Here is a 201-nt window from a genome sequence, read left to right as displayed (position 1 = left end):
AGCCGGGATGGTGAGGGCTTGTTGGTGTCGGGGCGGGCGATCCGCGCCGAGCACCGCATGCACCTGGCCGACACGAAAACCCGCCGCCGCTCTGTTTCGCAGCGGGCGCCGAAGCCGGGCCAGAAAGGGTCACGGCGGTGGCGGAAATACCGGCGCCGGGCACGGCTGGTGGAGGGCCGGCACAAGCGGCGGGTCCGCCAA

The 201-nt window shown here is 72.6% G+C and carries 1 protein-coding gene; it reads left to right on the top strand.

What is annotated here, in order from left to right:
- Positions 1-18: 18 nt before the first annotated feature.
- On the top strand, positions 19-201 hold a 183-nt coding region (locus FXF52_RS42785), incomplete at its 3' end, for a hypothetical protein (RefSeq protein ID WP_222870982.1).

The sequence above is a fragment of the Micromonospora sp. MP36 genome, assembly GCF_008119785.1.
Classification (GTDB): Bacteria; Actinomycetota; Actinomycetes; order Mycobacteriales; family Micromonosporaceae; genus Micromonospora.
This window is presented reverse-complemented; position numbering and strand designations above follow the sequence as displayed.